We start from the raw sequence: 20,849 nt of genomic DNA on the forward strand, positions 1-20,849 counted from the left end.
TATGCAACCGATTGCTATTTTTATTAAACGAACGTTATGAAAAGAAGAGACTTCATAAAAACCAGTAGTATGGCTGGTATAGGTGCCGGAATCACCTTTCTGAATTTTCCTGTTTTCGGGAAAAATGCTCCCAGCAATAAGTTGGTATTGGGAGTAATGGGAGTCAATAGCCGGGGCAACTGGCTGGCACAGTGTGCAGCTAAGCTTCCGGGAGCAGAAATTGGTTATATCTGTGATGTGGAAGATGGTGCCATTGCTAAAGGCTTAAAAGCAGTAGCAGGAGCTCAGGCTCGCACGCCAACAGTAATAAAAGACATTCGCAAATTATTGGAGCAGAAAGATTTTGATGCATTGTTTGTTGCGGCACCCGACCACTGGCATGCACCTGCTGCTATAATGGCCACTGCTGCCGGCAAGCACGTATATGTAGAAAAACCTTGCGCACATAATCCACAGGAAGGCGAATGGCTGGTTGCTGCTGCAAAGAAGTACAACAGGCAGGTGCAGATGGGAAATCAACGTCGCTCCTGGCCTAATCTGCAACAGGCAATAAAGGAAATAAAAGAGGATAAAGTATTAGGAAAGATCTATTATGGCCGTGGATGGTATGTTAATAACCGTAAGCCAATTGGTATAGGTCAGAAAATACCTGTTCCTTCAACACTGGATTGGAACCTCTGGCAAGGACCTGCTCCGCGTAGTGAATATCTCGATAATATCGTGCATTACAACTGGCATTGGAGATGGAACTGGGGAACTTCTGAAACCTGTAACAATGCTACCCATGAACTGGATTGCTTGCGTTGGTTTATGGATGTAGATTTTCCTACAAAAGTAACTTCCGCTGGTGGCAGATATGCTTATCCAAAAGACGATTGGGAAACTCCGGATACGCAGACACTGAATTTCGAATTCGAAGGTGGTAAAGCAATTGCCTGGGAAGGCCGTAGTTGCAGTCCGTTTGAATTAGAAAATAGTGGCCGTGGATTTGCCCTGTTTGGTGAGCATGGAAGTTTGTATAACAGTGGTGGTGATAGTTACAAACTGGTTGATCTGAAAGGAAAAGTAATTAAAGAAGTAAAACAAGCAGCTAATCCCGATCAGAGTGTAACCAATACTGTTAGTCCGGCCGGCGAGTTTTACGATGCCATCCATATCAACAATTTCCTGGAAAGTATTCGTGGTAATGCTACATTGAATTCTGAAATCAATATTGGTTATCGCAGTACCTTATTATGCCTACTCGGAAATATTGCTCAACGTACTGGTCGTGTATTACATACAGATCCTAAGAACGGACATATTTTAAATGATAAGGAAGCCATGAAATTATGGCAAAGAGAATATGAAAAAGGTTGGACACCAAAAGTCTAATTACTATATTTGTTGCCATAGCCAGAATAGCTGACTATGGCAACAATTTTTGTGGAAATGCTTTACCCTATTAGTTTATAGACTAAAAATAAATATAATAAGTTGTTATCTCCCATAACTTTTTGTTATCGGTTTTATTTGTTTGTGGAATACTGAACCCCTATTTTTGACTTACCTGTAATTTTATAACCAACCATAACCCACGTAGTGGCTCGATTCCCGGAGGAATGATTGAATGGAATTTTTACAATCTCAGTACCTGTCAGTGATCCTGATAGGTTTAGTTGTTGGCTATTTGTCTGGTTTACTAGGCAAAGGTGGAAGTGCTATAAGTACACCCGCTCTTCAGATTTTTGCCGGCGTAAATCCTTTTTTCGCTTTGGCTTCCCCTTTACCGGCTTCTATCAGCAGTACTTTATCAGCTGCAGTGGTATACAGCAAGGAGAAACTTTTTAATAAAAAAGTGATAATGCTTGGAGCTATATTCGGAGTACCTGCCACCATTGCCGGTTCTTATCTAAGCAGTTATTTACCCGGTAAAACCTTAATGATACTTACTGCATTATTTATTGTGGGAATCGGCACTTCCCTGTTGTATGCTTTTATTAAAAGAAAGACAGTAGTAGAAGAGAAAATTCAGGAAACTGCTATTGCTATCACCCCATTGATTTTAGCAGCTACTTTCATAGGATTACTGGCCGGGCTATTAGCGAATGCGGGTGGAATTCTATTTAGTTCCTTCTTTATCAGAAAGTTGAAAATGCCTATTAAACAGGCACTGGCTTGTGCTGTGGTGTTATCAGCTATTCTATCTGTTCCCGGAGCCCTCACTCACTGGATGTTAGGGCATATCGACTGGGAAATAGCTTTATTACTATCGCTGACTGCATTCCCTGCCTCTTATCTGGGCGCAAAAACTGCAGTGAAAATGAAGACGCCTACTTTGGAAAAATTATTTGCCTGCACACTTATTCTCTTCGGACTTTACGATGTTTTTTACACATTGCTGAAGTAATATCACACTGGCATTTTACTATTTTGAATTTTTTCCTGCTCAACAGGCGGTAAGCTACTAACTGTTATTTCATAAGCTTTCTGTAATAGCTGCATAAGCTCATTTTCAGGCAGAATATCGTCCTGCTTCAACTGAACCCAGTGATACCTGGCCAGATGTGGAGCCGGTACTATACCCGGAGTTGAAATCAGCTGATGAAACTGAGCCTGGACACACTTAAAAGAAATCTTATGGGGCGGGTTCAGCGCCAGCATGCAGAAAAGCTTTTCTCCTACATAAAAGCGTAACTCATCGTCCCACTTCTGGTCTGTATTAACAGCCGGAAGGCTACGGCAAAAATTGAGGGTATGATCAAACATAATAGCAGGTTTTAAAGAATAATATATAGCTAGTTTTTTTCCAACAATAATTTTACCAATACTTCTTCGCGCTTATTTCATATAAACATATGGAATAGGCGTGGTTAACACTTTATAAGCCGTAAATAGAGAATGAAACTGCTTACTAAAATTAGGAAATAAAATGCAACTCACAAGTTCGTTTTTTTTCTCGCAAAGGCGCTAAGATTAATATTAAGAAGCAAAGGCTTTTTTTTAAGATTTTTAAGGATTGATGAGAATGTTTTTTAAGAGGAGGTGATTGGCTTAAACCTTGAGTAGAAGTCAATTAGCAATCCTTAAAATATTCTCATCAATCCTTAAAAATCTTAAAAAAAAGCCTTTGCTTCTTAATATTAAACTTTTGTTACTTAGCGAGCAACGCCCATCTGGCCATCTTGGTTTCCAAAATGGATAATGGAACACATCCATCTTTCAGCAATTCGTCATGAAACGACGACAGCTTAAATGCGTTGCCCAGCTCCTGGGTATACTTATTTCTTAGTTCATGTATTTTCAATTCGCCGATTTTATAGGAAAGTGCCTGTGCTGGAAGCGCCATATAGCGCTCAATTTCGGCTGTAGCTTCCTGGAGAGATACCGGCTCATTGTCCATCATATATTTGATGGCTTGCTCCCTGGTCCACCCTTTGGAATGTAAACCAACGTCTACAACTAAACGAATAGCTCTGTGAATTTCATCGGTCAGTCGGCCGAAATACATATATGGATCTGTATATAACCCCAGTTCTTTACCCAAACTTTCACAGTATAGGGCATATCCTTCACCATAGGCACCTATCCAGCTGAATCTTCTGAATTTAGGCAGCGAATCATTTTCTTGTTGGAGGCTACATTGGAAGTGGTGACCAGGAATAGCTTCATGTAAGAACAAACATTCCATACCGGCATAGGAGAACTCCTTAGGATTCAGGATTGGAACATAAAATACGCCGGGTCTGGTACCATCTGCGCTTCCCTGGATATATTCTGCAGATGCAGAGGCCGCACGATATGCTTCGGTCTGACGGATTTCAAATTTGGTCTTAGGCAGTTTACCATACATTTTCCTCACTCCAGGCATAATCTTATTCTCAATGGCTTTAAACGAATCGAGAATAGCTGCAGGAGTATTGAAAATTCTTAGCTTTTTAGAAGTCCGCATAAATTCGAAGAATGCTGGTAAATCGCCCGAAAACCCTGTACTGTTTTTGGTAGTTTCCATTTCACCACGAATTCTGGCCACTTCCTTTTCGCCCAGCGCGAAGATCTCTTCAGGCGGGCGTTGGGTGGTAGTCCAGGATTTTATGAGAAATGCATAGTAGGATTTACCATCTGGCAGACTATCGATTCCGCTGCTATTGCGGGCTGCTGGTAAATAAGTACGTTGCATAAACTCCTGAAGTTTACTAAAGGAGGGCAGTATATATTTTTCGATAGCAGCAATGTATTCGGTTTTCAGCGCTGTTTTAGCATTGCTGTCTAAAGCTGCGGGTAATGAATTTACCGGGCCGTAGAAAACATTGTTTACAGGATCTTTTTTGGCGAGTGCAGTTAATTGAGGAATGGTTTTTACAACCAGGCTTTTAGGTAATACATACCCGGTGGAAATTCCAATCTGCATATTGGCAATAGCTGTATCTGTCCATTCAGCAAATCGTTCCATTCTGCGCATAAAGTTGTGATAATCATCAACAGTCTTAAATGGTTGCGCTGAAGTTCCTGATCCAAACTGAGCTAATTGAAGTGGCATACAGGCAAATTGCTGAATAGGCATCAAGTTATCATGAAAAGTCAGTGCTTCCCTGTTGATGCTTAATTCACGTTCGAGCATATCGTAGGTGATACGGTCATTTGGAGTGAGTAGGGCCGTGTCAATTCCTTTAATAGCATCCTGGAAGCTGGCAAATACTGAATCTGCTTTTTTCCTGAACCCAAAACTTATGTCGATAGGGAGTTGATCATTATATTGATTCTCTCCGTTTTGGGTGGCTTGCAATGGGTTTAATGCCATGCTGGCATCATAATATTTTTCGGCCAATTGATGCAGGGAATCCGACATAGCGGCGGCCGAATTGTGGGTGGCAGACTGATTACAGGCGGCTGTTAAAAGCACTCCGCTCAGTAGTAGCCCGGAGATGGCATTTTTTACCATATAGTTCTGGGTGTTTAGATAATTGTTGAATTTCAAGCAAAAGCAAAGCTGTAAAGAATTAAAAATAACAAACTTTGAAATCCTTTATTCCTTAATATTAATCTTTGCGCCTTTGCGAGAAACAAAAAAGCATCCCGAAGAATCGGAATGCTTATTTAGAACAGTGAACAATGAAAAAAAAGATAAAATATTTTTATTTAAGATTTTTTATCCGAATATTTTTGAAAGATACTTCATTTCCGTGATCTTGCAAGAGGATATGACCATCAGGCCATAAACCAAAGTCCTTCCAATTTTTATATTTACTGATGGCAACCAGATCTTTAAATGCCTGAGAACCACGTTCATATTCCAGTACTTTGAAGCCATTTAACCAGTGCTCAACGTGGCTATTTGGATACACAATAATACGACCTTTGTTCCATTCTCCAATAGGGTTGATGGCACGTTTTTCCTGTTTTCTTGTCATAAGATCGTAAAGGCTTGCTAATGTGCGGTTTCCATCGCGCCCCAATTTGGCATCAGGATGCTTTTCGTCGTCCAGTACCTGGTATTCGAGTCCGATTGCCGACTTACCATTAGTTTCATAGATTTCATTTACGAAATACTTTACGCCGCTATTGGCACCTGGCGTTAGTTTAAACATAAATTCGAGCTCAAAGGCTGAATATTTGTTTTCAGTAACGATATCGCCACCGCTTCCTTCTTCATCTCCGTTGGAATGTTGGATGGTTAATACTCCATTATTTATTACCCAACCTTCCTTAGGGAAAGTTTTCTTGTAGGCGCCTCTCCAGCCTTTATTGGTTTTTCCATCCCAAAGCAGTTGGAAGCCATTTTGCTTTTGTTGACCGGAGATGGTGTTATCCACATTGTTTACAACATAGATATTATCATACTTCGAGTATAAAGAAGCAGCAGGCTTATTGATGATTCGAATGTTTTTCCAATAGATGTTTTTATTATTCTCGCCTTCATTTTTACCGATTCCATGTACCTGAAGGGCTATGAAACCTTTTGGCAGGCTGGTATCTATCAGATGGGCGGCTGGTACGCCGTTTACCCAGGTACGCATTTCATTGCCACGGCATTCGATACGGTATTTGTTCCAATCGTCTTTTTTGAAGGCGTTTTGAGCAGTTGGGTTTAGTTCAAGAGGATATTGCCATCCTCTTCTACCTTCTTCATAAATACCTCCGCTCCATTTCCTGTCGGAAGGATCTATTTCCATCTGATAACCATATACCCGGCCATTTTGGTAGGTAGGTTCGCTTTGACTGCGGAACTGAATACCGGAATTGAAAGGTGCGCCTAATTTAAATTCCAGCTCAAGGATGAAATCTCCGTACTCTTTTTCTGTTGCCAGAAAGGTGTTGGGAGTATTCATAACGGTGGTACCCACAATCTCTCCATTTTCAACGTGGTATTTGGCCTCGCCTCCCAACTGTTTCCAGCCTTTCAGGTCTTTACCGTTAAAGAGTTGCTGCCATTGTGCTTTTTGTGCTATAGCTGCTCCGTATAGGCATAGTAGGGAGCTGCATAAAATGATTGTTTTCTTCATAACCAAAAAGGAATAAGGCGACCAAAGTAATCAATGATTTTGACTTTAGCAACCGATTGCATAAAATTAAATTTTATCAAAAGGCTATTATTTTGAAAGATTTTCAGGAAATCTTAACATAACGACATTACCAGAACCTGGGATTCTCAAAATACTATTCTTATCTTCAATCTGATCAAAAATTATAGATGATGGCACAAAAGAAAATATTGTTATTGACAGGAGATTTTGCTGAAGACTATGAAACAATGGTTCCATTTCAGATGTTACTGATGATCGGTCATGAAGTGCATGCAGTTTGTCCGGATAAGAAAGCCGGAGAAAAGGTAAAAACTGCGATTCATGATTTTGAGGGCGATCAGACATACAGTGAAAAACCGGGGCATGGCTTTGTATTAAATGCCACGTTTAATGAGATTAAAGCGGCTGATTATGATGCGTTGGTGATTGCAGGAGGAAGGGCGCCAGAATATCTGAGGCTGAATCAAAAGGTGATAGAACTGGTAAAACATTTCTTCCAGGCAGATAAGCCGGTAGCGGCTGTTTGTCATGGTATCCAGATCCTTACGGCTGCGGATGTGGTTAGAGGCAGAAAACTCACGGCTTATCCGGCTGTAGGGCCCGAAGTTACTATTGCAGGTGGCACCTATGTAGATGTGAGTGTTACAGAAGCAGTTACCGATGGTAAATTGGTGACGGCTCCAGCCTGGCCTGCTCATCCTCAATGGATTGCAGCATTTTTAAAGGTTTTAGGTACTACTATTAGTTTATAAATAATTTATATAAATAGTTCATTGATATTTAGTGGTTAAAAGAAAATTCAAATTATCTCTCTACGGATTTTCCAAATTAGATGAGCATTGCTTACCTTTGCAGCCAAATTCAGGGGTATGACCTTGGATTTAGTTCAATAATCCGTAATTAGTAATTGATTTTCATTATATGTCCGGACAGCTTAAAGAAGTTCGAAACCGAATCAAATCTATTCAATCTGGTCAGCAGATTACCAAAGCCATGAAAATGGTGAGCGCGGCAAAATTAAGACGCGCCCAGGATGCTATCTTGCTGATGCGTCCTTATGCGGTGAAGTTGCAGGAGATGCTTCAGAATATTGTTTCCAACAGCGAAGGCAATATCGATACACCTTTAGCGGCTCAACGTCAGGTTGAAAAAGTATTGATTGTAGTAATTACTTCTGACAGAGGTTTGTGCGGTGCCTTCAACTCAAACCTGATCAAAACTGCTAAACGCCTTATCCGCGAAAAGTATCAGGATCAGTTTGAACAAGGTAATGTGGAAATTCTGCCTATCGGTAAAAAAGGCTATGAGCATTTCCTGCAGAATGGCTATAAAGTAAACGATAAATTCTGGCAACTTTTCTCCAGCCTTACTTTCGATAATGTGAAAGATGCTGCAGCTATCGCCCTGAATGGTTTCATCAATGGTACCTACGATGCTGTTGATATCGTTTACAGCGAATTTAAAAACGCAGCTACTCAGGTATTTGTAACAGAACAGTTCTTACCAATCGCTAAAGTGGAAAACGAAGATAAAAGCGGCCTGAAAGCAGACTTCATCTTCGAACCTGAAAAGGATACACTGATTGCTGAACTGATGCCTAAAATCCTGAATACTCAGTTCTTTAAAGCTATATTAGACTCTCACGCTTCCGAACATGGTGCTCGTATGACAGCCATGGATAAAGCAACTGAGAATGCAAGCGAATTACTCCGCAACCTGAAGATATCTTACAACCGCGCCCGTCAGGCAGCCATCACCACTGAGTTGACAGAAATCGTTAGCGGTGCTGCTGCATTAGCAGGTTGATAAGTGCTGTAGAGGCTATTTTAACACTAAGTCAACAACTGAAAATATTTTCAGATTAGGGTCAAAGACTGTATTTTAGGTCTTTGACCTTTTTTGTAAATCTACCTTTTCTGTTATAGTATGGAAATATCTCAGATTATCCCGCATGTGGAAGCATTAATTTTTGCCGCCGATAGGCCCTTGCCTTTGCAGGAAATTGTAGATCTGCTGAACAATGCCCTGGCATTTCTCGAAGACCGAACTAACCCGGATCAGGTCGAAACTGCAATTGAAGCAATCAGGGAAAAGTATAGCTCCGAATTCTATGCATTTGAAATCCGCGTTAGTGGCGGTGGATATCAATTCCTTACCAAAAAAGAATATTATCAGACCGTTGCACAACTCAACGGCGATAAATTCCTGAAAAGACTTTCTACCGCTGCCCTGGAAACTTTGGCTATCATCGCATACCGACAGCCAATTTCAAAAGGAGAAATAGAATATATCAGAGGCGTAAGCACCGATTACTCCATTCAGAAACTACTGGAAAAAGAACTGATTGTTATTACCGGCAGAAGCGAAGACCAACCCGGTAAACCCCTTCTGTACGCTGTTTCCAGATCCTTCATGGATTATTTCGGAATCGCCTCAGTGGCCGATTTACCAAAACTAAAAGAACTCTTCGACGAAGAAATCGTTCAACCTACTCTCATCAGCGATGAAATGCATGCAGCCAGTGCAAACGGTGCTAATCATCCAGAACACCATTCCCTAATGGTTTCTGAAGATGGTGAACTCCTCGATCCGGATCACCAGCTCGATCATATCGCCGATCAGGATGCCTTAGCCTCAGAAGATGAAGAAGTAGAACCAGATGATGAAATCATTCGCTTCGATGATATTATCGAGGAAGCCAACGAAATAGCAGAAGAAGAAATTACCGAAGATCCTTACGATCCCGAAAATATTCCTACTCCCGAAAATACGATCGATCCATTAGACCCTACCGGTGATGAAGATCCCGACGATATGGTCGAAGATGCAATCACTCCACCGCAGGAAGATGATGAAGATAGATTGGATTATGATGAAGAGGAAGAAGAGGATACTGAGTCTGAAGAAGAAAATGCGGATTCTGAAAACTCTGAAGCCTCAGAAGAAGAGGAAGGCTCAGAAAGCTCAGAAGAAGAAGAAGATGAAGAAGAAGAAGATGAGGATGAGGATGAGGATGATGATGATGAGGATGAGGATGAGGATGAGGATGAGGATGAGGATGAGGATGAGGATGAGGATGAGGATGAGGATGAGGATGAGGATGAGGATGAGGATGAGGATGAGGACAAAGGAAATGAAGATACTGCAAATAAATAACAAAAAGGATGCATCAATTTTTGCTTTGATGCATCCTTTTTGTTTGTATTAGGTAGATAAATTGTATTTGTTGAAAGGAAACTTCAATGCTTGAATCTCATTTAATGAATTGGTTTCTTTGACCGTGGGTAGGGCGGGGGCAAGCCCCGCCCCTACAGGGTTTCAGCAAAGTCATATTTCCGTCTGGTAGTTAAATTTCATGTTAAATGTCAATCTACTAATTTCAATTCTGTAAGGGAATAATTCTACAATATAGAAACTGTAATTTGATGAAACTTTGTAGGGGCGGGGCTTGCCCCCGCCCTACCTACGGTAAAGGAAATTTATCAACCACATAAAGTCAATAAACTCAAAACCTATTTCCTTGATAAAGGATATCACCTAATCAATTCCCTTTCCTGGCAATCCAATAAAATAACGGTCGGCACCACTTCTTTATCCAATAAAGCAATTTCTCTTCCCGGGCTATCAATACCACTTTTTTGCGTTTAGCCATTGCCTTTAAAATTTCCCTGGCACAATAATGTACGGATAAGCCTTTCTCCTGATGTGGGTCCATTTTACCATACGGACTACCATCGCCGGTTATGGCTGCATAGGTGATAGGGGTATGAATCCTGCCCGGACAAATAATTGTAGTATAAAGCTGAGGTATAGGTTGTTCTGTCTGTAGTGTTTCGAAGTATCCCTGCAATGCATGTTTGGCTGCATTATAGCCCGATCTCCAGGGGTAGCCCATTAATCCGGCCATACTGCTGATAACGATGATTTGTCCTTGCTGCTGCTCCTTAAAATGAGGTAACAGGGCTTTGGTAAATATCACAGCACCGAAGAAGTTAATTTCCATGAGTTGCCTGATGGCTGCAACGGAAGTATCAATGAGTTTTGATCGCTGTGTAACTCCGGCATTATTTACCAAAACATCTATTCTTCCAAAAATATTAACAGCACGTTCTGCAGCTTCTTTTACCTGTATTTCATCGGTTACATCTGCCTGAATTACTTCACAGTTGGGGGTATACAAGCGACATTCATTTCTGGCTGCTTCCAGGGCAGGGATATTCCTGGCTACCAGTATTAGTTTAGCCTGTTGCCTGGCCAGTAATAGCGCCAGCTCCTTGCCTATTCCTGAATTACCACCGGTAATCAATACTACTTTGTCTTTATACTGCTGCATAAAATTGAGTATTGTAAAAAAAGAAAGCGGCAAATCTGCCGCTTTGTAATATTATGCTATTAAGTGCAATTATGATTTTAGTGGAGTTAGTTTGATGTTTTTCCATCTTACTTTAATACCACCGCCTGAGTGAATCTGTAAGGCGATTTGTCCGGATACTGATCCAATCTTATCATCTTTCAGGGTAATCATTTCATGTCCATTAAGCCAGGTAGTTACCTGATCTCCCTGTACTCTGATTTTCATGGTATTCCATTCGCCCATTTTCAGATATTGTTCTTTTTCTTTTTCAGGTTGAATCAACCATCCACGGCCATAAGACTCATAGATACCGCCGGTATGTAAGCCCGGAGGAGCTACTTCCGCCTGCCAGCCTGCAATTTTAGTACCTTCGATGGAAGAGTGGAAGAATACACCACTATTACCATCTGCATCCTGTTTAAACTGAAGGGTCAATTCAAAATCTTTATATTGATTATCGGTTCCCAGGTAGCCATATTCTTTATCCGGGCCACTTTCGCAGATCAGTTCACCTTTTTCTACATACCATTTTTCAGTACCATAGATTTTCCAGCCATTCAGGTTTTTACCATTGAATAATGATTGTGCCTTTTGTGCGAATACAGAACCTGAGCTTAACAGGATAGCTGCTCCCAGCAAAAATTTGAAAAAGTTTTTTTTCATAACACTGTTAGATTTATTGATTGTGGATGTTATTTACGCGGTAAAAAAAAGTCCTCCGGCTTTAAGCCAGAGGACCCAATATAATATCAAATTCCTGGATTTCTAAATCCAAAAATTACCTGGCAATGTTTACAGCTCTTTTCTCGCGAATAACTGTTACTTTAATCTGACCAGGATACTGCATTTCAGTTTGAATTTTGTTGGCGATTTCAAATGACAAACGATCTGCATCATTATCAGATACTTTGTCACTTTCTACGATAATACGTAATTCTCTACCTGCCTGGATTGCGTATGCTTTTTCCACACCTTCGTGAGCAAGCGCAAGGTTTTCCAGGTCTTTAATTCTTTGCAGATAGCTTTGCATAATCTCTCTGCGCGCACCAGGGCGGGCACCGCTGATAGCGTCACAAGCCTGTACGATCGGAGAAATTACATACTGCATTTCCATCTCATCGTGGTGCGCTCCGATTGCATTTACAACGGCTGCGTGTTCACCATATTTTTCAGCCAGTTTAGCACCTAAAAGGGCGTGGCTCAATTCTGTTTCTTCGTCAGGTACTTTACCTATATCGTGCAATAAGCCGGCACGTTTAGCCAGTTTAGGATTCAATCCCAGTTCGGCAGCCATTACACCACAAAGGTTTGCGGTTTCTTTAGAGTGCATCAACAGGTTCTGACCATAGGAAGAGCGGAAACGCATCTTACCTACTAATCTGATCAGTTCTTTATGCAAGCCGTGGATACCTAATTCTATCACAGTTCTTTCTCCGATATCCATTACCTGCTCTTCCAGTTGTTTCTTGGTCTTTTCTACCACTTCCTCAATACGGGCAGGGTGAATACGGCCATCCTGTACGAGGCGTTGCAGCGATAAACGTGCAATTTCACGACGTAATGGATCAAAAGATGAAAGCACGATAGCTTCAGGGGTATCGTCTACAATCAGGTCAACACCCGTTGCTGCTTCGATTGCACGAATATTACGGCCTTCACGACCAATAATCTGACCCTTGATCTCATCACTTTCCAGCGTAAATACAGTGATGGTGTTTTCTATTGTTTGCTCAGCAGCGGTACGCTGAATAGATTGGATGATGATTTTCTTAGCTTCCTTATTGGCTTTCAGCTTAGCATCTTCAATGATTTCCTGAATATGCGAAAGGGCCTGTGAACGGGCTTCTTCTTTCAGACTTTCTACCAATTGGTGTTTGGCTTCTTCGGCAGTTAAACCTGCTACTTTCTCGAGCCGGCGGATATGTTCTTCCTGATGCTTTTCCAATTCACCACGTTTGATGGTTACTAATTCCATCTGGCGGTTTAAGGTTTCTTTTATCGCATCATTCTCATTAATTTGTTTTTGTACCTGCTCGTTTTTCTGATTGAGAGATTGTTCTTTTTGTTTGATCCTGTTTTCAGATTCACTTAATTTCTGGTTCCTTGTCAATACTTCCTTTTCATACTCACTTTTCAATTGAAGGTATTTCTCTTTGGCTTCCAGTAACTTATCTTTCTTCAGGTTTTCGGCACTTATCTGTGCATCTGCTACAATCTTTTTTGCCTGTTGTTCTGCTTCATCTATTTTATGCTGAGTGCTTTTGGCGAAGATCACCTTTCCTAGCAATATCCCAATGATCAATGCCAATATCGCAGCTATTGTTGTTATTAGTGTAACATCCATATGAATTATTTAATCTTGATTTATGTAGAATCCTCATACCCAAGTTGCTGCTAAAACACAACAGGGGCGAGAACTGACCCGCGAAAATACAAAAAAATAGCAGTTAAAGCGTCTTTGGTACGTGATAATTAACCTTTTAGCTAATTACTTGTTTAGCAATGGGTAACGTGAATCAACCCAATGCCTGGTTGATAATTTCTTCCAATTTTTCCAGCTTTTCAAGCAAAAAAGGCGTAGTGCTCGCCTGCGCTTTTCCTCCGCTGGTTACAGGATGGGTAGCGTACATAATCAGGGCCATAGCAATATAGTCTTGCAGGTCTTTTCCTGCATAAGAAGTCTTAAAATCAACAATTTTCTCATTCACTTCTTTCATAATACGACGTACTTCCTCCTCTTCTTCCGGTTTAATTTTAATCCGGTAAGACCTATCCGATACGACGATATTAACTGGAATAAGTGTATCCATCTTGCTCGATTTTATTAGCCATTCAGTAAGGCAATACAACGATCAATTTCTTTAATATACTCGTTGATCTTTCCTCGTACTTCTTTCCTGAAGGCATCATCTTCTGAACTAACATTTGGGCTATTCTGGGTTGATGCTGCTATTTTCATCAGATGTAGCTTCTCTTCCAGATGCTCTATAGATTGCTGCTGCTGGTGTAATGCCTGTTGTTGCACTGTTACTTCTTCCCTGAGCATTACATTCTCCGCCTGCACCTGCTGAATTTTTTTGACCAGCAAATGCAACTTCTCTTCGATGCGTTGAATGTATTGCTCAAGTGCCATGTTATGAAATTACGGATTACAACCGACGTTTTTAACTAATGAATTGTAAATTACTGAATTATAGGCATATAATTCTTCGTCCGTGATTCCTCTGGGTCCTATTTGCGGATTTCAGCCTTTAATTGTGTTTCAAATACCTTAATCAGCTTCTCCATCACCCCATCTATCTCCTTATCTGTAAGTGTTTTTTGAGGATCCAGGAACGTGAAGCTCACAGCATATGATTTTTTATTGGCCCCCAGTTTCTCACTTTCGAAAACATCAAAAAGGTTGATATCCTGTAAAAGCGGCGATTTAACCCCTCTTACAGCTGCTTCCACAGCCGCGAAATTCACCTGTTTATCCAATACCAACGCCAAATCACGACGCACAGCAGGGAAACGTGGGATTTCTTTGTAGAAGCTATCAGTTTTCTTCAGCAGTTTCAGGATCTTATCCCAGTCGAATACCGCAAACCATACCGGTTGCTTAATATCAAACTGCTTCAATTTACCAGCTTTTACCCCTCCTAAAGTGACTACCGTCTGATTTTTAACCTTAATCTCCCAGGCCGACTGTAAATCGCCGTTATTGCCTTCTGCCCAGCTAAGTTGTTGATAACCAAGTTGACGAAGCACATTGATAACGTATCCTTTCAGGAAGTAGAAATCAACATTACTGGATTTATGCATCCAGGTTTCTGAAGTTTTGGTTCCGGTCAGGTATAATGCCAGGTGATTAAATTCACCATAACCCTTTTCCAGAACACTATATGTTTTACCGAATTCGAAGAACAAAAGGTTCTCGTTTTTCCGGTTAAGATTATGCGCAATACTTTCCAAACCTGTTTCCAGCATAGACGGGCGGAGAATATCCAGATCCACCGTCAGGCTATTCATCATTTTCACTGTACTTTCCAATACTTCAGGAGTATAGTACTTGCTATTGGTAATGGAATTGGTGAAAATTTCATTGAAACCATTTGATGCCAGGTAATCGGCGATTTTCTCCTTGATCAGTTCCGGATCTGGTTGTGCAGAAAGGGCCGGAGAAACAGTGACTTTAGAAGGAATAACGATATTATCCAATCCGTCTATTCTCATTACTTCTTCCACAATATCAGCAGGCAGGCTGATATCTGGTTTACTGAAAGGTACGGTTACCTCCAGGGTATCCTCTTTTTCAGAAATAATATCAAATCCCAGGCTACGGAGAATATTTTTGACTTTATCTGCAGAATAATCACCTCCGCTCAATCTGCGGATATAGCTATACGTAACGGTAACATGGGTTTTATGCTTCACAACCGGGTAAACGTCCACGATTTCTGAAGCTACTTTTCCTCCACCTAATTCACAAATCAGATCGGCTGCTCTTTGCAGGGCAAAAACCACATTGGAGATATCCACCCCTTTCTCGAACCTGGTTGCCGCATCGGTGCGCAAACCATGACGGAAAGAAGTAGTACGGATGCCACCCGGACTGAAAAATGCACTTTCCAGGAAAATTTCCTGAGTAGTGTCGGTAACGCCAGAATGAAGGCCTCCAAATACCCCGGCTATACACATTCCTTCTCCGGCACCGTTGCAGATCATAAGATCGCTGGCATCCAGTTTCCGCTCTTTACCATCGAGGGTAGTGAAAAGGGTATCCTGTGGCAGATTTTTTACTACAACAGCATTTCCCTTAACCGCTTTGGCATCGAAAGCATGTAATGGCTGGCCGGTTTCATGCAGGATGAAATTAGTGATATCCACTATATTGTTAATAGGTCTTACCCCAATAGCAGAAAGCTTTTCCTTTAACCATTCGGGGGAAGGAGCTACCTGAACACCGGTGATGGAAAGACCGCTATATCGTGGGCAGGCATCGGTATTTTCGATGGTTACACTGATAGGCAAAGGGGTAGCTGCTTTAGGCAGGGCTTTGATTTCAGGTAACTTAACCTGGTATTTATGAGTATTTTCTATGTTGTTGAGAAAAGCACATACGTCTTTAGCTACTCCCAGATGGCTCATTGCATCCATTCTGTTGGGAGTAAGGCCGATTTCGAATATAAAATCCTGTGCAGGTTTAAATACATCAATGGCAGGTGTACCTGGCTGCAGAGAAGGATCTAATACCATGATGCCATCATGACTGTTTCCTATTCCCACTTCATCCTCAGCACAGATCATTCCCTGGCTTTCTTCGCCACGGATTTTAGCTTTTTTCATTGTCAATGGCTCGCCGGAAATCGGGTAAATGGTGGTACCAATCGGAGCTACCACTACTTTTTGCCCAACAGCCACATTGGGAGCACCGCAAACGATGTTCAGGGGTTCGCCAGCGCCGATGTTAACAGTGGTTAGTCTTAGTTTATCGGCATTTGGGTGTTTTTCTGCCGTCAGTACTTCACCGATTACCAAACCAGCCAGACTGCCCTTTACAGCTTCAAATTTTTCCAGGCTTTCTACCTCTAGTCCAATACGGGTCAAAATAGTAGATAGTTCCTCCGGCGTAGGCTTTACCGGTAAATAATCACATAGCCAGTTGTATGAAATCGTCATTTGTCTGATCGGTTTATTATAAGTGGCGTAAAGTTAAGAAATATGGAGACTTTCCCGTAGAAGAAGTTCAGAAAAATGGAGGAAAACAGGGCGATAAATTTTTGACCGTTCACACAACATTCCGTCGATTTGGGTTGTTGTTTTTTCCGCCAAATGATATTTCCGAGCATTATGTGGAAAATCTTTTTGCACAATATGTGTGAATAATCGGACCTTTGCCTGGGGATTACCGGTTGATACGTGGATAACCTGAGTCTTGTCAGTGGAAAACTGACATTTTGCTTGTGGATAACCTGTGCGTGACGCTTAATAAATTTAATAAGGAAAGGAATAAGGTTAATTAAAAAAATGCCTTTACCTTAGTTTTTACGGCTTGTAAAAGTTTACAATTTCTTAAAGTAGCGCCACCCCTGATGAATGCGGGAAAATGCATATATCAATTGTAAAATCAACTGGAAAGGCCCATTGACAGTAACCTTTTATTAACTTTTTATAACAGTCTAACCATAAATGGATCTCAATCTTAAGAAGGACCGCAATCTGCGGAGAAAACCATCCATTGATGTGTCATCCCTGGTGTATGGCAAGATACCACCACAGGCGAAAGAACTTGAAGAAGCCGTTCTCGGAGCTGTTATGCTCGAGAAAGGCGCTTTCGATACCGTTATAGAAATATTAAAAGCTGAATGCTTCTATGTGGAGGCTCACCAGATTATCTTTAACGCAATGACCAAACTGGCGGCCAAATCTTCGCCAGTAGATATTCTTACCGTTACTGAAGAATTGAAAAGTATGGGATCTCTCGATCAGATCGGAGGCCCGTTTTCTGTTATGAAGCTTACAAATATGGTGGTTTCGTCCGCCAATATTGAAGCCCATGCCCGTATCATTCTTCAGAAATTCATCCAAAGAGAGCTTATCAGAATCTCCGGCGAAATCCTCTCCGAATCGTATGAGGATACTGCCGATGTATTTGACCTGCTCGACAGTGCTGAATCCAAACTTTTTGAAGTAACCAATAACCACCTTCGAAAAAATTATGATTCTATCGACCGCGTTTTGGTTAATACCATGAAGCGTATCGAAGATCTTAGAAATAAAGGCGATGATATTACCGGAGTGCCTTCTGGTTTCCCTTCTCTGGATAAGGTAACCTACGGATGGCAATCTACCGACTTAATCATCATCGCTGCACGTCCGTCTGTGGGTAAAACCGCTTTCGCCCTGAACCTCGCCAGAAATGCTGCCCTGCACCCCAGATTTCCTAAAGGTGCTGCCGTATTTTCCCTGGAGATGTCCTCCGGCCAGATCGTTCAACGTATTCTCTCCGCCGAATCTGAAATCAAACTGGAAAAGATTTCAAGAGGTAAGCTCGAAGAATATGAAATGAAGAAGCTGATGACCCACGGTATCGAACGCCTGGCTAAAGCTCCCATCTTCATCGACGATACGCCCGCTCTCAATATCTTTGAACTGCGTGCCAAGTGTAGACGACTCGTGCATAACCACGGTGTAGGGGTAATCATCATCGACTACCTGCAACTTATGAGCGGTAGTGGCGATGGCAGAACAAACCGCGAACAGGAAATCAGTAAAATTTCCCGGGATCTGAAAGGACTCGCAAAAGAATTACAGGTTCCCGTAATCGCCCTGTCTCAGCTAAGCCGTGATGTGGAAAAACGTAAAGACGGCAATAAGATGCCTCAGCTGAGTGACTTACGTGAATCCGGTGCGATTGAGCAGGATGCCGACATGGTAATGTTCCTCTACCGCCCCGAATATTATGAAATCAATACCAATGAAATGGGCGAATCCAATAAAGGTGAAACCCACGTTCGTATAGCCAAACACCGTAATGGACAATTAGATACCATCAAGCTGAGAGCCGTACTGGAATATCAACGTTTCGAAGATGATGGTAGCCTGGAAAACCCAGGTGGTGGTGGTAATCCTTTCGCTGGTATGCGTCCGCAGCAAGGTGGTGGCGGTCATGAAGAGGCGAAGCTATACATCCAGAAGGGCTCCAAGATGAATGATCCGAATTTCGATGATGGGTATGAAGATGCTCCATTTTAGTAAATAAAGTTTTTGCTAAAAGCCGTCTCTACCCCCGTAGAGGCGGCTTTTTTTATTAGCGTCAATTATATATCAACAGACTAGTTCAATGAAACAATTATTAATTAAGTATCAACATCATTACAAAGATAATTTCCGTTTAGCCTATCCCGTTGTAATATCCCAACTGGGCCATACTATGGTGGCATTATCAGATAGTATTATTATCGGTCATACCGGTAAGGTGCCCTTAGCCGCTGTATCGCTGGGCAACTCCCTGTTCTCCATCTTTATGGTTACCGGTATCGGTATGTCTTATGGCTTAACTCCTCTTATTGCTCAGGAAAATGGACGTGGCAATAAATTAGCTATTGGTCACTTACTAAGCCATAGCCTTATCATTAATATGATCGTGGGTATTTTGCTCTCCACTTTCATTATTATAGGTAGCGGACATCTGAATTTATTACATCAGGAAGGGGATGTAGCTCTGCAAGCCAAACCTTTTCTGCAATTTCTGGGGCTATCGTTTATTCCACTCATGCTGTTTTTGTCTTTTAAACAGTTTGCAGAAGGATTGGGCTTTACCCGACAGGCAATGAATATCAGCATTGTTGGTAATGTTATTAACATTATCCTGGGTATCACCCTGGTATACGGCTTCTTTGGACTTCCCCGACTAGGCGTTATTGGAGTGGGGATTGCTACGTTTACAGACCGTTTGCTGATGGGTATTACTATGGCCTTCTATGTACTGAAAGCACCGCGTTTTAAGCCTTATCTGCAAACTTTTGGGTTTGCAAATTTAAAGGCTGCAAACTTTAAAAAGATTTTAGGAATCGGTACTCCTGTGGCCTTCCAGTATATTTTTGAAGTTAGTGCATTTAGCGGTGCCGCTGTTATGGTAGGCTGGATGGGGGCCGCCGATCTGGCTGCTCACCAGATTGCTTTAAGCCTTGCTGCTATGACCTATATGATGGCCAGTGGTATTTCTGCTGCCGCAGGGATTAAAAGTGGTAACAATTTCGGAAAGAAAGACTTTAAGGAACTCCGGTTTTCAGCTATCGCCAGCTACCACATGGTATTGGTTTTAATGAGCTTTGCTGCCCTCTTTTTCATTGTTGGTAAAAACTGGCTACCTGGTCTTTATATTCAGGACCCTCAGGTAATCCATATTGCCAGCAAATTATTAATCATTGCTGCTTTCTTCCAGTTATTCGATGGAACTCAGGTAGTTGGATTAGGCATTTTAAGAGGATTGGGTGATGTTAAAGTACCTACTGTTATAACCCTTTTCGCATACTGGGTATTTGGTATTCCTTTAGGTTATTTATTAGGAATTAAACTCGGATATGGAGTGGAAGGTGTTTGGTGGGCCTTACTATTAGGTCTTCTGATAGCATCTGTATTGTTATTCTTCCGATTCCATTTTAAAACTAAGAAACTATTGTAATTCGTACTTTCGCCTTATGGAATTATCGGTTTTTTATGCTCCGGATATTTTGCCGGATTCACAAACATACACCATGAATGAAGATACTTCTAAGTATTGTATTCAGGTATTACGTCATGAAACCGGCGATCAGGTTGGATTGGCTGATGGTAAGGGTCATAAGTTTACTGCTACGATTACAGATGATAACAGAAAACGCTGTATGGTTTCCATTACTGCAATGGAAACCATACCAGCTGTTTCTCCTTCCCGTAGTATCGCTATCGCATTTACAAAGAATGCCGGCAGAATTGAATGGTTTCTCGAAAAAGCAACCGAAATAGGGATAGAAACCATTATCCCTTTAGTAAGTCATCGTTCTGAAAAGGATAAGATAAAACCCGAAAGACTGAATAGTATTCTTGTATCTGCTATGCTTCAGTCGCAGCAGTTTTATCTGCCTGTGCTCGAGGCACCGCAATCGTTTGAGCATATCATCAAAACAAATAAAACTGCTCAACGATTCATTGCCCACTGTCTTCCGGAACAAAAGCAATCACTGGTTGAAGCAATAAAACCTGGGGAGGATGCTATTATTCTCATTGGTCCTGAAGGTGATTTCACAGCAGCTGAAATTCAGATGGCTTTACAGGCTGGATATATTCCTGTTACCCTGGGTAATACCCGTCTTCGTACCGAAACTGCAGGTATGGTAGCCGTTACTTTAATGGCTTCAACTTTAAATAAATAAGGAAACATCAAGCGGCAGTTTCTGCAAAATAGAAACTGCCGCGTTTGTTCGGGATAAACTATACAGTATTGTCTTTAAAAATCTAATTAAAAA

At 41.5% G+C, this 20,849-nt stretch carries 17 protein-coding genes; 8 read left to right on the forward strand and 9 right to left on the reverse strand.

Translation table 11 applies throughout. The features are described 5' to 3' along the window. Positions 1 to 36: 36 nt before the first annotated feature. Positions 37 to 1,374, forward strand: coding sequence for a Gfo/Idh/MocA family protein (locus tag DVR12_RS13225; protein ID WP_116976142.1), 1,338 nt, complete (start codon positions 37 to 39; stop codon positions 1,372 to 1,374). A 235-nt stretch (positions 1,375 to 1,609) separates the two neighbouring features. Next, entirely contained in the window at positions 1,610 to 2,389 is a 780-nt protein-coding gene (locus tag DVR12_RS13230; RefSeq protein WP_116976143.1) for a sulfite exporter TauE/SafE family protein, read from the forward strand. A 2-nt stretch (positions 2,390 to 2,391) separates the two neighbouring features. On the opposite strand, the gene DVR12_RS13235 is transcribed toward DVR12_RS13230, so the two are convergent. The 3 genes from DVR12_RS13235 to DVR12_RS13245 all read right to left on the reverse strand — a co-directional run bounded on the left by DVR12_RS13235 (position 2,392) and on the right by DVR12_RS13245 (position 6,482). Beyond that, on the reverse strand, positions 2,392 to 2,748 hold the full coding sequence (locus tag DVR12_RS13235) for an MmcQ/YjbR family DNA-binding protein (protein WP_116976144.1): 357 nt from the start codon (positions 2,746 to 2,748) through the stop codon (positions 2,392 to 2,394). 385 nt (positions 2,749 to 3,133) lie between these two features. Further along, positions 3,134 to 4,921 carry a DUF885 domain-containing protein gene (locus DVR12_RS13240; RefSeq protein WP_116976145.1) on the reverse strand — a complete coding sequence of 596 codons (1,788 nt, stop codon included), beginning with the start codon at positions 4,919 to 4,921 and terminating at the stop codon, positions 3,134 to 3,136. Positions 4,922 to 5,114: 193 nt separating this feature from the next. After that, positions 5,115 to 6,482 carry a 3-keto-disaccharide hydrolase gene (locus DVR12_RS13245; RefSeq protein WP_116976232.1) on the reverse strand — a complete coding sequence of 456 codons (1,368 nt, stop codon included), beginning with the start codon at positions 6,480 to 6,482 and terminating at the stop codon, positions 5,115 to 5,117. 191 nt (positions 6,483 to 6,673) lie between these two features. On the opposite strand from DVR12_RS13245, the gene DVR12_RS13250 reads away from it, so the two are divergent. The 3 genes from DVR12_RS13250 (at position 6,674) to scpB (ending at position 9,659) form a co-directional block, all read left to right on the forward strand. Further along, positions 6,674 to 7,255 (forward strand): DJ-1/PfpI family protein, encoded by a 582-nt coding sequence (locus DVR12_RS13250; RefSeq protein ID WP_116976146.1) that lies wholly within the window; start codon positions 6,674 to 6,676, stop codon positions 7,253 to 7,255. 169 nt (positions 7,256 to 7,424) lie between these two features. Beyond that, positions 7,425 to 8,309, forward strand: coding sequence for an ATP synthase F1 subunit gamma (gene atpG, locus DVR12_RS13255; RefSeq protein ID WP_116976147.1), 885 nt, complete (start codon positions 7,425 to 7,427; stop codon positions 8,307 to 8,309). Positions 8,310 to 8,429: 120 nt separating this feature from the next. Continuing rightward, positions 8,430 to 9,659: an SMC-Scp complex subunit ScpB gene (gene scpB / locus DVR12_RS13260; RefSeq protein ID WP_116976148.1), complete on the forward strand. Its 1,230-nt coding sequence runs from the start codon at positions 8,430 to 8,432 to the stop codon at positions 9,657 to 9,659. 385 nt (positions 9,660 to 10,044) lie between these two features. Here scpB and DVR12_RS13265 read toward each other — a convergent pair whose 3' ends face one another. The 6 genes from DVR12_RS13265 to pheT all read right to left on the reverse strand — a co-directional run bounded on the left by DVR12_RS13265 (position 10,045) and on the right by pheT (position 16,518). Continuing rightward, positions 10,045 to 10,836: an SDR family oxidoreductase gene (locus DVR12_RS13265; protein WP_116976149.1), complete on the reverse strand. Its 792-nt coding sequence runs from the start codon at positions 10,834 to 10,836 to the stop codon at positions 10,045 to 10,047. A gap of 69 nt (positions 10,837 to 10,905) precedes the next feature. Next, positions 10,906 to 11,520: a 3-keto-disaccharide hydrolase gene (locus tag DVR12_RS13270; protein ID WP_116976150.1), complete on the reverse strand. Its 615-nt coding sequence runs from the start codon at positions 11,518 to 11,520 to the stop codon at positions 10,906 to 10,908. A 115-nt stretch (positions 11,521 to 11,635) separates the two neighbouring features. Next, positions 11,636 to 13,201 (reverse strand): ribonuclease Y, encoded by a 1,566-nt coding sequence (rny, locus tag DVR12_RS13275; protein WP_116976151.1) that lies wholly within the window; start codon positions 13,199 to 13,201, stop codon positions 11,636 to 11,638. A 172-nt stretch (positions 13,202 to 13,373) separates the two neighbouring features. After that, positions 13,374 to 13,667, reverse strand: coding sequence for a cell division protein ZapA (locus DVR12_RS13280; RefSeq protein WP_116976152.1), 294 nt, complete (start codon positions 13,665 to 13,667; stop codon positions 13,374 to 13,376). 14 nt (positions 13,668 to 13,681) lie between these two features. Continuing rightward, on the reverse strand, positions 13,682 to 13,990 hold the full coding sequence (locus DVR12_RS13285; protein ID WP_116976153.1) for a hypothetical protein: 309 nt from the start codon (positions 13,988 to 13,990) through the stop codon (positions 13,682 to 13,684). Between the two features lie 98 nt (positions 13,991 to 14,088). Continuing rightward, entirely contained in the window at positions 14,089 to 16,518 is a 2,430-nt protein-coding gene (gene pheT, locus DVR12_RS13290; RefSeq protein ID WP_116976154.1) for a phenylalanine--tRNA ligase subunit beta, read from the reverse strand. 510 nt (positions 16,519 to 17,028) lie between these two features. On the opposite strand from pheT, the gene dnaB reads away from it, so the two are divergent. From dnaB to DVR12_RS13305, 3 genes are all read left to right on the forward strand, one after another. After that, positions 17,029 to 18,594, forward strand: coding sequence for a replicative DNA helicase (gene dnaB, locus DVR12_RS13295; RefSeq protein ID WP_116976155.1), 1,566 nt, complete (start codon positions 17,029 to 17,031; stop codon positions 18,592 to 18,594). An 88-nt stretch (positions 18,595 to 18,682) separates the two neighbouring features. Next, positions 18,683 to 20,026 (forward strand): MATE family efflux transporter, encoded by a 1,344-nt coding sequence (locus DVR12_RS13300; RefSeq protein WP_116976156.1) that lies wholly within the window; start codon positions 18,683 to 18,685, stop codon positions 20,024 to 20,026. Between the two features lie 16 nt (positions 20,027 to 20,042). After that, the gene (locus DVR12_RS13305; RefSeq protein ID WP_116976157.1) at positions 20,043 to 20,756 is read left to right on the forward strand and encodes an RsmE family RNA methyltransferase; all 714 of its coding nucleotides are present in this window, start codon (positions 20,043 to 20,045) and stop codon (positions 20,754 to 20,756) included. The last annotated feature ends 93 nt before the right edge of the window (positions 20,757 to 20,849 follow it).

Origin of the sequence: Chitinophaga silvatica, from assembly GCF_003419895.1 — a bacterium.
GTDB classification, from domain to species: domain Bacteria; phylum Bacteroidota; class Bacteroidia; order Chitinophagales; family Chitinophagaceae; genus Chitinophaga; species Chitinophaga silvatica.